We start from the raw sequence: 14,192 nt of genomic DNA, 5'->3' as shown, positions 1-14,192 counted from the left end.
CTACCCTTCGTCTGCACCGGCCGCTGGATGGCCTGAACGAACGGAGGAAGGGCTGTGGACGCACTCAATAGCGAAGGATTCGTGGAGGTTGCAGTGGTGGAGTACCCGGGCGGTGACCCCTCGGCGGCGTCGGTCCTTGCCGAGATGGCGCATGTTGCCAATCGCCTGGCCCAGCAGAAGAAGCGCCCCTTCCCGCGGGTGCTGATCACGCGCTGGATCGTTCCGGCCAGCAACAGCGGTGTGCATCGGCTGGCGGGTGCGGACATGCTGGATGCGGCCATTCCTGCGGTCATCGCCTTGCCGACCCTGGTCAGCCCCGGGGCCGCGCTGCGTACCGAAGATGTGCTGCTGGACTGGCTGCGGGCACATTACGACGGTGGCAGCCTGCTGGCGGCCGCCGGCGATGGCGTGGGTGTGCTGGCCCGTGCCGGGCTGCTGGCCGGGCGCACCGTGTCCGGTCCGGACCTGAGCCGCTATCCCGGGCTGCAGGGCCAACCGTCCAGCTGGGCCCCCAGTGAGCGCGCGCTGGTGGACGATGGCGATGTGTTGACGGTGGGCGGCAGCCAGGCCTGGCGTTTCATGGGGCTGCGCCTGCTGTACCGGCTGCATGGGCAGGGCGTGGCCAGCGAGGTGGCCGCACAGCTGGGCATCAGCGTGCCGGTGGCGATCCAGCAGGATCTGGAACGCTTCAGTGCGAACTTCGCCCATGGCGACCGCGATGTGCTGAAGGCGCAACGCTGGCTGCACACCACCGCAGCGCGCGGCGCCACCCTCACCAGCATCTGTGAAATGTCCGGGCTGGAGCCGCGCACCCTGCAGCGGCGCTTCCTGAAGGCCACCGGCCTGCGTCCCATCGAATATTGCCAGCGGCTGCGCATTGCCAAGGCGCAGGCCATGCTGCAACAGGGCGCCAGCATAGATGAGGTCGCCTGGGGCGTGGGCTATGCCGACCAGAGCGCGTTCCGCCGCCTGTTCCTGCGCATCATCGGGATGACACCGGCCAACTATCGGCGCCACGTGAGCTGCAACAAGCAGCGCGAGCGTGCCGCGGTGGCTGCGGCCACGGCCACCGTGCGCGGGCTGCGGCCATCGCCGGAACTGCAGATGCGGCGCGATGCCGCCTGACCCGCAGCCCGGCCGCCCCTTGCCTTTGCAGCGGGCGGCTTTGAACATGCAGTGTGCTGTAACGGATTGAGTGGCGTATGTCGAGTGTAGGGCCGGTGCCGATGCCGGTGATTCTGATCGTGCTGGCCTTGTTGGCAGCGATGGGCCTGGCCCGGTTGTGGCCGCGCGCCACGGCCGGCGATGCGGCGCCGGCGCCGGCCAGCGTGGTGCTGGACATGCTGCTGTTGGGCCTGCTCTGCGGGCGCTTGGCGTTCGTCGCGTTGAACTTCGAACTGTATCGGCCGTCACCGTGGTCGGTGCTGCAGATTGCCGATGGCGGCTACTCGGTCCCCGTGGCGCTGCTGTCAGGCGCTGGCTGGGGGCCGTGGGCGCTGCGCCGGCATCCGCGCCTGCGCCTGCCGGTGTTCAGCAGTGCGGCCCTGGGTGTGTTGTTGTGGGCGGGCGGCGGCATCGCGCTGTCGCAGTGGCAGGCCGCACACATGCCGCTGCCAGCGGTGCAGACGGTGGATCTGCACGGGCAGCCACAGGCGCTGCAGCAGTTCCAGGGGCGCCCGCTGGTGCTGAACCTGTGGGCGACCTGGTGCGGCCCATGCCGGCGCGAGATGCCGGTCCTGGCCCAGGCGCAGCAGGCGCATCCACAGATCCAGTTCGCCTTCGTCAACCAGGGTGAAACCACCGGGGACGTGCAGGCATTCCTGTCCGCCAATGGTCTGGCGCTGGACAACGTGCTGCTGGATGAAGCGTCCGAGGCGTCCACGGTGCTGGGGGTGAAGGCGTACCCGTCCACGCTGTTCTTCGATGCGCAGGGGCGCCTGCAGGAGCTGCACCTGGGTGAACTGACCGCCGCCGGCCTTGAACACAAACTGCGCCGGCTGCGGTAGCCTGCCCCGGCATTTCATTCCGGAGTTCCCATGCTGTCCATTTCCCCGCGCGTTGCGCACAAGGCCCTGATCCTGCCGGCACTGCTGGCGCTGGCTGCCTGCAGCCAGGCGCAGACCCCGCAGGGCAAGGCGGAAGCCCAGCCGACAGCCGCCGCAGCCAAGGGCGATCGCCCGGCGGTGCTGCAGGGCATCGAGAAGCACGGCTTCCAGGTCGTGGCCGAGTTCGATGCGCCCGGTGGCCTGCGTGGCTTTGCCGGCGTGGTCAATGGCCAGCAGCCGGCGGCCGCTTACGTGACGGCCGATGGCAAGAACGTGCTGGTCGGCAGCCTGTTCGACGCGCAGGGCAACGAAGTGGCCGCCGACAAGGTGGAAAAGCTGGTGGCCGGCCCGATGTCCGAACGCATCTGGAAGGATCTGGAAGGCAGCGCCTGGGTGCGCGATGGCAAGGCCGACGCGCCGCGTGTGGTCTACACCTTCAGTGATGCCAACTGCCCGTACTGCCACAAGTTCTGGGAAGCGGCACGGCCGTGGGTGGATACCGGCAAGGTGCAGCTGCGCCACGTGCTGGTGGGCGTGATCCGTGAGGACAGCCCGGCCAAGGCCGCCGCCATTCTGTCCGCGCGTGACCCCAGCGCCGCACTGCTGCAGAACGAACACCAGTTCGAGCAGGGCGGCATCAAGCCGGTGGCCACGATCAGCCCCGAACTGGCCGGCAAGCTCAATGCCAACCAGGAACTGATGATCAAACTGGGCTTCCAGGGCACGCCGGGCATCCTCTTCCAGGATGCGCAGGGCCAGGTGCAGCGTCGCTCGGGCATGCCGCAGGGTACCGATCTGCAGACGGTGCTGGGCCCGCGCTGACGGCGCCGGGACGTGTGCCGACGCGGTTCGGCACACGTCGGTAGTGCTGTCGCATTCTGCGACACGGCGGCTGTGCGGACGGCGCAGTCGCCTTGCCGGTGTCACCGATGAAGCGTGACCTGGTTCAAGAGTTCTGCCTTGATTGCGATCAAGGCCAAAAGCGACACGCTGGCTACGCTGGTGTGCATGAAACCCCGCACGGCAGCGCATTTCGCACCTCCTGGCACGTGGCTGAATCCGCAGCGCCACGGCGTGCCGTTCACGACACTCTCACTCCGCGCTTGTTACCCAGACCGCTGCGACCGCCACCTCTCCGGCAGCGTGGCCGCAGCGGCGAAGACGTCGACAGCCGCAGGGCAGTGTCATCGTCCTGTTGCCTGCGATGGGCAGGCTGTCAGCGCTCGCCAACGCAGTACCTGCATTTCCAGTAGCGGTGGGGTGTCCACCTGGCTGCGCCCATGCGCACGCCGGCAGCGCCCTGCGATCGTTCGTTTGGGGAGAATGCAATGCGCGTTGCGGTACTGAGTGTGGCGTGTGCGGCGGTGCTGGCAGCAGCACCTGCCCAGGCACAGGAAGGTGCACCCGATGATGCACAGGCGCTGCGGCGCGAAATTGAAGGCATGCGGCAGACGCTGGAGCGCCTGCAGCAGCGTCTGGACCGGCTGGAGCAGCGCGATGGCAGTGCGCCGGTTGCGGCAACGCCGTCGGCACCGTTGCCCAGGCCGGAGCCGGCCACGCCAGCGCTGGCACGCACCGCGGCAGGACTGCACGCCACCCAGGTGCCAGGGGTCGCGCAACCCGTGCTGCCCCAGCGTGATTCGGTATCCGACCCCTCCACCGCGGCTTCGCGCCCGGACAGTGCGGCCGGCCCGACCGATCCTGACCTGAAGGGCTTCTTCGCCATTCCCGGTACCGACACGGTGATCCGCATCGGCGGCTACGCCAAACTGGATGCGATTGCCGATTCGCGGGCAGCCGGCGACGAAGACCAGTTCATTCCCTCGTCGATGCCCGTCGGCGGCAGCCACCGCGATGTGTCCAACTTCAACCTGCATGCCAAGCAGACCCGCTTCAGTTTCGAGGCACGCCGGCCGACCACCCACGGCAACCTGCGCTTCTACCTGGAAAACGACTTCTTCGGCAGCAGCGACGGCTATCAGTTCCGGTTGCGCCATGCCTACGGGCAGTTGGGCAACACCTATGCCGGCTACGGCTATTCCAGCTTCATGGATGCCGACAGCCTGCCCGACACCCTGGACTTCGCCGGCCCGGGTGGCGCGGGCTACCTGCTGGTGGCCGGCATCCACCACAGTTTTGCGCTGGGCAAGGGCACCACGCTGACGCTGGCCGCCGAAGACCCGGATACCGAGCTGGCCGGGGCCAGCGACAGCGTGATTGCTGCCAACCGGCTGCCGGACGTGACCGTGGCCGCGCGCGTGGAGCGCGACTGGGGCCACCTGCAGTTGGGCGCGGTGGCGCGCAGCCTGGCCTACGACGGTGAGGGCGAGCGCGACCGGCGCATGGCCGGTGGTTTGCAGCTGAGTGGTTCGGCGTCGGTGGGCGAGCGTGACCTGCTGCTGTTCGGTGCACTGGGCGGGCGCGGCCTGAGCCGCTACACCGCCGACCTGACCGGTTCCGGCCTGGACGCGGTGGTGGATGCCGACGGGCGCCTGCGCGCGCTGGACGTGCGCGGCGGCTTCGTCGGCTACACCCACTACTGGTCCGAACTGTGGCGTTCGAACCTGATCTACGGACAGCTGACGCTGGAGCGCAACGCGGCGCTGCCGGCCGACGCGTTCCGCGAGAGCCGCTACGGCGTGTTCAACCTGATCTGGAGCCCGGCCCCGTCGTGGACGATGGGCATGGAGCTGCTGTACGGGCGCCTGGAACAACAGAGCGGCGCGCGCGGCGACACGGTCCGGGTGCAGGGCAGCCTGCAATACAACTTCATCAAGTAGACGCCAGCGGCGGTACGCACGCGTTATCCGTTCCCATGCCCGGTGCTGCCGGGCCCGTGCCAGGTGCAGGAGAGTGTCATGGCAGAGAAAAAGAAGATCGGGGTGGTAGGTGCCACCTTCCTCGTGGCCGGCAACATGATGGGTTCAGGGGTGTTCCTGTTGCCATCGAGCCTGGCCAAGATCGGTACCGCCTCGATCTGGGGCTGGTTGATCACCACCGCCGGGGCGCTGCTGCTGGCGTTCGTGTTCGCCAAGCTTGGCAAGCTGGCGCCCAAGGCCGGCGGCCCATATGCCTACGCGCGTGACTGGTTCGGGCCTTACATGGGCTTCCAGACCAACACCATCTACTGGTTCGCCAACTGGATCGGCAACGTGGCCATTCCGATTGCGGCGGTGGGTTACTTCAGCTACTTCTTCCCGATCCTGTCCGAGCCGCTGGTGCGCTGCATCGCCGTGCTGGTACTGGTGTGGGCACTGAGTTTCGCCAACGTGATCGGTCCGGCCTTCGTGACCAAGGTGCAGACGGTCACCACCAGCTTCGCGCTGGTGCCGATCCTGGGCATCGCCATCTTTGGCTGGTTCTTCTTCGATGCGGACATCTTCAAGGGTGCCTACAACGTTTCGGGTGAATCGAACTTCGGCGCCATTTCCAGTGCCGCCGCACTGACCCTGTGGGCGTTCATCGGCGTGGAATCGGCGTCGGTGACCGCCGGCGTGGTGGAGAACCCGGAAAAGAACGTGGCCCGCGCCACCCTGGCCGGCGTGTTCCTGGCGGCGGTGGCCTATATCGCCAGTTCGTCGGTGATCATGGGCATGGTGCCCAATGCCGAACTGCAGACCTCCGATGCGCCGTTCGCGCTGGCCGCCGCCAAGGCGGTGGGCGGCTGGGGCGGTGGCCTGGTCAGCCTGTGCGCCTTCATCGGCGCGGCCGGTTCGCTGGGTGGCTGGATCCTGCTGACCGCGCAGAGCGCCAAGGCGGCGTCCGACGATGGCCTGTTCCCCAGCATCTTCAGCAAGACCAACAAGGACGACGTGCCGGTGAAGGGCGTGCTGATCGTGGCGGTGCTGATGACCCTGGCCGTGCTGGTCACCTCCACCTCGGAAACCGCGTCGGCACAGTTCGATGTGATCACTTCGGCGGCGGTGGTGCTGACCCTGCTGCCGTACATCTATTCCTGCGTGGCCTGCTATTTCGTGGTGGAACGCTCGCACACCATCGTGCACACCGGTGCGTTCTGGGCGCTGACCAGCCTGACGGTGGTGTACTGCCTGTGGGCGATCTACGGCTCGTCGGGAACCATCGTGCAGTACGCCTTCCTGTTCGTGCTGTTCATCACCGTGTTCTATCCCTTCTTCAGCGAGGAGCGCCGCCAGCAGCGGCAGCGCACCCGTGAGGCGGCCGCGTTGTCCGGCGGCGCCCAGCGTTCCTGAGTTCGACAAGGAGAATCAACGTGTACTTCAAGTCCCTGGATTACCCGGTCATCGTCATCGATGGCGATTACGATTCGCCGCGCATCGGCGGCATCCTGATCCGCGCGCTGGTGGAAGAGCTGCGTGGCAACGGCCAGCGCGTGCTGTGCGGCCTGAACCTGGACGATGCGCGCGCCGGCGCCCGCACCTACGTGGCGGCGTCGGCGGTGCTGATCTCGATCGATGGCAGCGAGGAGGGCGAGGGCGAGTTCCAGCGCCTGGCCGCCTTCCTGCGCGAACAGAGCGCGCGCCGGGTCAACCTGCCCGTATTCCTGTACGGCGAGCGGCGCACCATCGAGAAGGTGCCCAGCAAGCTGCTCAAGTACATCCACGGTTTCATCTTCCTGTTCGAGGACACCAAGAACTTCGTCGCCCGCCAGGTGATGCGTGCGGCCGAAGATTACATGCAGAACCTGCTGCCGCCGTTCTTCAAGGCGTTGATCCACCACGCGGCCGAATCCAACTATTCCTGGCATACCCCGGGCCATGCCGGTGGCGTGGCGTTCACCAAATCGCCGGTGGGGCGTGCGTTCCACCAGTTCTACGGCGAGAACACCCTGCGCAGCGATCTGTCGATCTCGGTGCCGGAACTGGGTTCGCTGCTGGACCATACCGGCCCGATCAAGGACGCCGAGGACGAGGCCGCACGCAATTTCGGCGCCGACCACACCTTCTTCGTCACCAACGGCACCTCCACCGCCAACAAGATCGTCTGGCACGGCACGGTGGCGCGCGGTGACGTGGTGTTCGTGGACCGCAACTGCCACAAATCGCTGCTGCATGCGTTGATCATGACCGGCGGCGTTCCGGTGTACTTCACCCCCAGCCGCAACGCGCACGGCATCATCGGGCCGATCAGTCTGGACCAGTTCACCCCCGAGGCGCTGCAGCAGCGCATTGCCGACAACCCGCTGGCCAGCCAGGCCTACCACGCCGGGTCGAAGCCGCGCATCGCGGTGGTCACCAATTCCACCTACGACGGCCTGTGCTACAACGCCGAAAAGATTGCCGAAGAGATCGGCAGCGCGGTGGACTTCCTGCACTTCGATGAAGCCTGGTACGCCTACGCGGCGTTCCATCCGTTCTACGAAAACCACTACGGCATGGCCAAAGGCAAGCCGCGCGAGCAGGACGCGATCATCTTCACCACCCATTCCACCCACAAGCTGCTGGCCGCGTTCTCGCAGGCGTCGATGATCCACGTGCGCAACTCGGCCAGCCGCGACCTGGATGCCGAGCGCTTCAACGAATCGTTCATGATGCATACCTCCACCAGCCCGCATTACGGGGTGATCGCAGCCTGCGACGTGGCCTCGAAGATGATGGAGGGCGAGGCCGGGCGTTCGCTGGTGCAGGAAATGCACGACGAAGCGATTGCCTTCCGCCGCGCCATGCTGCACGTGCGCGATGACCTGGGCCGTGACGACTGGTGGTTCAGCGTGTGGCAGCCCACGAAGGTGGAGCGCAGCCTGGACAAGGGCGATACGCCGGCACCGCTGGTTGCCAAGCGTGAGGAATGGTACCTGCAGCCCGATGCGCACTGGCACGGCTTTGACGGGCTGGTGGACGACTATGTGCTGATCGACCCGATCAAGGTGACCCTGCTGACCCCGGGCCTGTCGATGGACGGCAGCATGGGCAAGCTGGGCATTCCGGCGGCGGTGCTGAGCAAGTTCCTGTGGGGCCGCGGCATCACCGTGGAAAAGACCAACCTGTACTCGGTGCTGTTCCTGTTCTCGATGGGCATCACCAAGGGCAAGTGGAGCACCCTGGTGACCGAGCTGATGGCGTTCAAGGAGCTGTACGATCGCAACGCGCCGCTGAACCAGGCACTGCCGACGCTGGCCGCCGATTATCCGGTGGCCTATGCCGGCTGGGGCCTGCGTGACCTGTGTGAGGCGCTGCATGCCTTCAACCAGGAATTCGCCGTGGCCAAGGTGATGCGCGAGATGTACGTGGACCTGCCGACCCCGGTGATGACTCCGGCCGATGCCTACAACCATCTGGTGAAGGGCGAGATCGAGCGGGTGGACATCGAACAGCTCAGCGGCCGCATTGCCGCCACCATGCTGGTGCCGTACCCGCCGGGCATTCCCACCATCATGCCCGGCGAGCGCTTCGGCGCCAGCGACGAGCCGATCATCCAGTCGCTGCGCATTGCCCGCGAACAGAACGCGCGCTTCCCCGGTTTCGAATCGGATGTGCACGGGCTGATCATCGAGCACGACGAAGAAGGCACCACCTACCGGGTGGAGGTGCTGAAGGCCTGACCGTGACGGTCGGACCTTTGGCGCTGCATGGATACCGCCCGCGAACAACGCATCCTGATGCTGTCGATCGGGATGACCGTGGCGGTCAGTGCGGCCGGCTTCCTGGGCGGCCTGCTGGTGGGATCGCAGGCCATCCTGTTCGACGGCATCTACAGCCTGGTGGACGTGGCCCTGACCCTGGTGTCGCTGTCGGTGCTGCGGCTGGTGGCGCGGGAGCAGAGCCCGCGCTTCCAGTACGGCTATTGGCATCTGGAACCGATGGTGGAAGCACTGGGCGGGGTGATCCTGTCGCTGGCCTGCGTCTACGCGCTGGCCAACGCGGTGATCGGGCTGACCACCGGCGGCCACGTGGTGAAGTTCGGGCCGGCGCTGTGGTGGGCCGGACTGATCAGTGCAACCAACCTTGGCATGGCCGCGTTCGTGGCAGGGCAGGCACGGCGCCTGCACTCGCCCTTGCTGTGGCTGGACGTGCGTGCCTGGCTGCTGGGCGGGCTGATGGCATTGGCGGTGGTGCTGGCCTTCCTGCTGGCGCTGGCCCTGCAGGACGGGCCGTGGCAGCACTGGGTACCGTACCTGGATTCGATCGTGCTGATGCTGATCAGCCTGGCCGTGCTGCCGGTGCCCACGCGCGCTGCATTCAAGGCGCTGCGCGAGGTACTGCAGGTCGCGCCCGATGACCTGGACCAGCGCGTGCAGCAGGTGATGCAGGCGTTCGTGCGCGAGCGGGGCTATGCCGGCTTCACCAGCCACGTGGCGAAGATGGGGCGCATGCGCTTCATCGAGATCCACGTGCTGACCGACCCGGCCACGCCGCTGGGCACGGTGGGCGAGGTGGATGCCATGCGCGATGAGATTGCCGTGCGCCTGGATGCACGCGGCGGCATGTTCTGGTTGACGATCGATTTCACCGCCGACCCGGCCTGGACCTGAGCGGCGGCGCGGCGCGCTTCAGCGCAGGTAGTACTCCACCGGCACCACGCGTTCCTGCGGCGCTGGCAGGTCGTCGGGAATGCGCGGCAGCGGCTGCGCGCGGCGGAAGGTCTGCAGGGCGGCCTGGTCGAGCATGGGCTCGCCACTGCTGCGTTCCAGCAACAGAGTGCGCAGGCGGCCGCTGCGGTCGATGCTGGCGCGCACCCACGCCGTACCCTGCTGGCGGCGCGCGCGGGCGGCACTGGGGAAATAGCGGTGGCGTTCCAGACGCGCCATCAAGCGTGCTTCCCAGGTATCGCTGTGGGTGCCGGCCAACTGCGGTGCCGGTGCGGCGTCGGGGGTGGGCGGTGCTGCACTGATCGACGCCGGTGCCGGGGGCGCGTCGTGGGTCGGCAGGACCAGGGCCGGTAGGGGCTGTGCCTGTGCATCGGGGGTACGACCGTCAGCGGCGGCCAGGGTGCCTTCCTTCGCGCGGCTGGGCGGGGGCGGCGACAGGGGGCGTGGCTGCGCTGGACGCGGCTGCTGGGCCTGGCTGGGACGCTCGGCCTTCAGTTCTTCCAGCGGCTGTGGCGGCGCAGTCGGCGGCAATAGGCGCAGGCTGATGCGCACCTCTTCGACCGGCGGCGTGGGCCGGGGTGTGGACGTCGTCCAGTGCAGCAGCCCCAGCACCGGCAGCAGATGCAGGCTGGCGGTGATCGCCACCGCCATCCAGTGCGTGCGGCGCTCGCGTGCGCCGCGCCGCGCCGGGCGGGCAGGCGTCAACGGCAATGGCATTGGACGGAGCGCTTGGACGGGCACGGACGGCTGCGGAGAGCGGGACAGGACGGCCCGCGGCGGCAAGGGCAGCGCGCGCACCTTACCGCAAAAGAGAATCGTTTGCATTAATGCCGGGCCGTCAGGGCCCGCTTCACGGCGCGGCGTTGACTCCGGGGCGCACGTAGTAGGTCTGCCCACTGTCGTCCAGGAACAGCAGTTCCGGTTTGCCCTGCCACGAGGTGAGCATGGCGCCGGTATTGTTCTGGTGGCGGACCATCAGGGTGGCGCCGCGATCGGGATTGGCGACCACCTTGAACACTTCGGTGGTGCCGCTGGCATCGTCAAGGGTGAGCAGGGCTTCGCCGCCACGGTCGCTGGTGCCATAGCCGCCGCGTTCGGAACCGTCCGGGCCGAGCAGGATCACACCGGACAGTGCCGCGGCACGCGGGCCCTGGCTGCGCCCTTTGCTGGTCGGATCGGGTACCGGCGCACCGACGATGACGCGGGCCTGGCCCTTGGCATCGTGGACGACCAGGCCGCGTGCATGGATCACGCGTTCGGGCGACTGGCTGTGGTGCAGGTTCCAGGCCGTCCAGCCGGACACCAGCAGGGCGAGGGTGGACACCCCCAGGGTAGTAAGCAGCAACGCACGGGCCATCGTGTAGTCCTTCCTTGGATGTGGCGACGATAGCGGATGCAAAAGCGGATGGGTAGAGTCGACTGTTCGTCGACTGCCCTTGGAACGGCGTGCAGCAATTCCGCGCTGGTGCGCGCTAGTCGACTGACAGTCGACTCTACCGACAGTCGACTCTACACATCAATGACCCATCAATGGAAATCGCGGCTGTGGCTGCGCAGGCCCTGCAATAGATCGTCCAGCCCCAGCATGCGCTGCACGATGACATGCTGCACGCCGTCCACGCGTTCCAGCCGGCCGTCGATCTGCATCAACTGGGTATCGACCAGGATGCGGTGCTGGCGGTCGGCCACGTGCCGCCAGACCACGGCGTTGACCATGCCGGTTTCATCTTCCAGGGTCAGGAAGGTGACCCCGCTGGCGGTCTGCGGCCGCTGCCGCATGCGCACCAGCCCGGCAATGCGCACGCGGCGGCCATGCCCGTGGGCAGCCAGCTGCGCGGCATCCAGGCAGCCGCGGCTGCGCAGCTGTGCGCGCAGGAACGACAGCGGGTGGCGGCCCAGCGTGGTGCCGGTGCTGCGGTAATCGGCCTGCATGTCGTCCCAGGCGCTGGGCAGCGGCAGCGGCACGCGTGCTTCGCCGGTGGCGCGGGCCGGGTCGAACAGCGGCAGGCGGTTTTCCACGCCGGAAACATCCCAGCGTGCACGGTGGCGATGGCCACTGAGGCCGCGCAGGGCACCGGCATCGGCCAGCAGGCCCTGCTGGCGGCGATCCAGTGCGACGCGCTGGCACAGATCGCCCACATCGTCGAACGGGCGCCGTGCGCGCTCGCGCAGCAGGGCCTGCACTGCCTGTTCGCTGCAGCCATCGACCAGGCGCAGGCCCAGGCGGATGGCGGCCGCGCCCTTGCTGAAATCGAGGGTGCAGTCCCAATGGCTGTGGCGCACATCCACCGGCAGCACGGCAATGCCATGGCGGCGCGCATCCTGCAGCAACTGGTCGGGGCTGTAGAAGCCCAGCGGCTGGCTGTTGATCAGGCTGGCGGTGAACGCGGCCGGGTGGTGGCACTTCAGCCAGCAACTGACATAGGTGAGCAGGGCGAAGCTGGCGGCATGGCTTTCCGGAAAACCGTAATTGCCGAAGCCCTTGATCTGCTCGAACAGGTGTTCGCCGTACTCGCGGCTGAAGCCGTTGCGCAGCATGCCGGCCAGCAGTTTTTCCCGATGCGGTTCCAGCCCGCCACGGCGCTTCCAGGCGGCCATCGAACGGCGCAGGGCATCGGCCTCGCCCGGGGTGTAGCCGGCCGCTTCCACCGCCAGCTGCATCACCTGTTCCTGGAACAGGGGAACGCCCAGGGTGCGTGCGAACACGCGTTCCAGCTGCGGTGGGTAGAGCGGGTTGGCCGGGTCGTTCAAGGCCTCGGGCCCCTGTTCGCGCAGGATCCGGCGACGTTCCAGATAGGGGTGCACCATGTCGCCCTGGATCGGCCCGGGGCGCACGATGGCCACTTCGATCACCAGGTCGTAGAAGGTGCGCGGCTGCATGCGCGGCAGCATGGCCATCTGCGCGCGCGATTCGATCTGGAACACGCCGATGGTATCGGCGGCGCAGATCATGTCGTAGGTCGCGCTGTCCTTGGCGGGCACCGCATCCATGCGGCCGCTGTGCAGCCCGTGCTGCTGCAGCAGGGCCAGGCATTTGCGGATGGCGGTGAGCATGCCCAGCGCCAGGCAGTCGACCTTCATCAGACCGGTGGCGTCCAGATCGTCCTTGTCCCACTGGATGACGGTGCGGTCGGCCATGGCCGCGTTTTCCACCGGCACCAGGGTGGACAGTGGATGTTCGGAAATCACGAAACCGCCCGGGTGCTGCGACAGGTGGCGTGGGAAATCGATCAGCTCGGCGGTGAGGGACAGCAGCCGCCGCATCAGCGGTGTGTCCGGGTCGAAGCCGCGTTCGCGCAGGGTGTCCGGCAGCGGTATGTGCCCGCCCCAGTGGTCTATGGCGGCGCCCAGCTCGTTCACCTGGTCCATCGGCAGGCCGAGTGCGCGGGCCACATCGCGGATGGCGCTGCGGCCCCGGTAGCTGATCGCCACGGCGGTCAACGCGGCGCGTTCGCGGCCATAGCGCTTGAACACGTACTGCAGCACTTCCTCGCGCCGCTCGTGCTCGAAATCGATGTCGATGTCCGGCGGTTCGTCGCGTTCTTCGGAAATGAAGCGCTCGAACAGCAGGTTGCTGCGCGCCGGGTCGATTTCGGTGACGCCCAGCACGAAGCACACCGCCGAATTGGCCGCCGAACCGCGGCCCTGGCACAGGATCTGCTGGCTGCGGGCGAAGCGCACGATGTCCTGCACGGTGAGGAAGTACGAGGCGTAGTTCTTCTTGGCGATCAGCTCCAGTTCGTGTTCGATCTGCTGGCGCTGGGCCGGCTGGATGCCGTCCTTCCAGCGCTCGGGAATGCCTTGTTCCACCAGCGCGCGCAGCCAGCTGTCCGGGGTGTGGCCTGCCGGCACCAGTTCGCGCGGGTAGGTGTATTTCAGCTGGTCCAGGCTGAAGTGGCAGCGCGCGGCGATCTGCAGGGTTTCGGCCAGCAGTTGCGGCGGGTACAGCTGGGCCAGCGAGGTGCGCGGGCGCAGGTGGCGTTCGCCATTGGGAAACAGGCGCCAGCCGGCTTCGGCCACGCTGCAGCGGTGGCGGATGGCGGTAAGGGTGTCCTGCAGGGCGCGGCGACGGCGCACGTGCATGTGCACATCGCCGCTGGCTACCAGCGGCAGCGCATGGCGTTCGCCGAAGGCCAGCAGCTGCTGCAGGCGGCGCGCGTCGTCGTGTTCATGGTGCAGTTCCACCGCCAGCCACAGACGGTCGCCGAAGCTGGTGCGCAGCCCCTGCAGGTGGCTGGCATCGGGCTGTCGATCCAGCCACAGGCACAGCAGGCCGTCGGGCAGGCCCTGCAGATCGTCGGCCAGGCAGCGGTACTCCCCCTTGCCGGCGCGCCGGCGGCAGGTGGTGATCAGCTGGCACAGCCCGGCATAGGCATCCTGGTCGGTGCACAGCAGGGCGATCTTCGGCCCGTCTTCGATCTGCAGTTCGGCGCCGACGATCAGCGCCACGCCATGCGTCCTGGCCGCCTGCCAGGCGCGGACGATGCCGGCCAGCGAGCATTCGTCGGTGATCGCCAGGGCGCGGTAGCCCTGGCTGGCGGCGCGCGCGAACAGTTCGTCGGCGGTGGAGGCGCCGCGCTGGAAACTGAAGGCCGACAGGCAATGCAGTTCGGCATAGGCGGGCAGTTCTGCGTGCATGC

10 protein-coding genes are annotated in these 14,192 nt (G+C 67.6%); 7 read left to right on the top strand and 3 right to left on the bottom strand.

Annotation, left to right across the window (positions count from 1 at the left end; genetic code table 11):
• Positions 1-54: 54 nt before the first annotated feature.
• The 7 genes from C1930_RS11710 (at position 55) to C1930_RS11680 (ending at position 9,495) form a co-directional block, all read left to right on the top strand.
• Positions 55-1,125 (top strand): helix-turn-helix domain-containing protein, encoded by a 1,071-nt coding sequence (locus C1930_RS11710; protein WP_108756444.1) that lies wholly within the window; start codon positions 55-57, stop codon positions 1,123-1,125.
• A 77-nt stretch (positions 1,126-1,202) separates the two neighbouring features.
• Positions 1,203-2,006 carry a TlpA disulfide reductase family protein gene (locus C1930_RS11705; RefSeq protein ID WP_108771819.1) on the top strand — a complete coding sequence of 268 codons (804 nt, stop codon included), beginning with the start codon at positions 1,203-1,205 and terminating at the stop codon, positions 2,004-2,006.
• Between the two features lie 30 nt (positions 2,007-2,036).
• Positions 2,037-2,867: a thiol:disulfide interchange protein DsbG gene (gene dsbG / locus C1930_RS11700; protein WP_108756442.1), complete on the top strand. Its 831-nt coding sequence runs from the start codon at positions 2,037-2,039 to the stop codon at positions 2,865-2,867.
• Between the two features lie 506 nt (positions 2,868-3,373).
• Positions 3,374-4,825 (top strand): DcaP family trimeric outer membrane transporter, encoded by a 1,452-nt coding sequence (locus C1930_RS11695; RefSeq protein WP_108756441.1) that lies wholly within the window; start codon positions 3,374-3,376, stop codon positions 4,823-4,825.
• A gap of 78 nt (positions 4,826-4,903) precedes the next feature.
• A complete protein-coding gene (gene adiC / locus C1930_RS11690) occupies positions 4,904-6,256 on the top strand; it encodes an arginine/agmatine antiporter (protein ID WP_108771818.1) in 1,353 nt (450 codons plus the stop codon).
• Between the two features lie 20 nt (positions 6,257-6,276).
• Entirely contained in the window at positions 6,277-8,565 is a 2,289-nt protein-coding gene (locus C1930_RS11685; RefSeq protein WP_108771817.1) for an Orn/Lys/Arg decarboxylase N-terminal domain-containing protein, read from the top strand.
• Between the two features lie 27 nt (positions 8,566-8,592).
• Positions 8,593-9,495, top strand: coding sequence for a cation diffusion facilitator family transporter (locus C1930_RS11680; RefSeq protein WP_108771816.1), 903 nt, complete (start codon positions 8,593-8,595; stop codon positions 9,493-9,495).
• A gap of 18 nt (positions 9,496-9,513) precedes the next feature.
• Here the strand turns inward: C1930_RS11680 and C1930_RS11675 are convergent, their stop codons facing one another.
• The 3 genes from C1930_RS11675 to C1930_RS11665 all read right to left on the bottom strand — a co-directional run bounded on the left by C1930_RS11675 (position 9,514) and on the right by C1930_RS11665 (position 14,190).
• Complete coding sequence (locus tag C1930_RS11675) at positions 9,514-10,269, bottom strand: energy transducer TonB (protein ID WP_108771815.1); 756 nt, start codon at positions 10,267-10,269, stop codon at positions 9,514-9,516.
• Positions 10,270-10,402: 133 nt separating this feature from the next.
• Complete coding sequence (locus C1930_RS11670) at positions 10,403-10,909, bottom strand: hypothetical protein (protein WP_108756436.1); 507 nt, start codon at positions 10,907-10,909, stop codon at positions 10,403-10,405.
• 170 nt (positions 10,910-11,079) lie between these two features.
• Positions 11,080-14,190, bottom strand: coding sequence for an error-prone DNA polymerase (locus C1930_RS11665; protein ID WP_108771814.1), 3,111 nt, complete (start codon positions 14,188-14,190; stop codon positions 11,080-11,082).
• Positions 14,191-14,192: the final 2 nt, after the last annotated feature.

It is taken from the genome of Stenotrophomonas sp. SAU14A_NAIMI4_8 (assembly GCF_003086695.1).
Classification (GTDB): domain Bacteria; phylum Pseudomonadota; class Gammaproteobacteria; order Xanthomonadales; family Xanthomonadaceae; genus Stenotrophomonas.
Note: the sequence above shows the minus strand (reverse complement) of the source record. Positions and strands in the feature narration are given on the sequence as shown.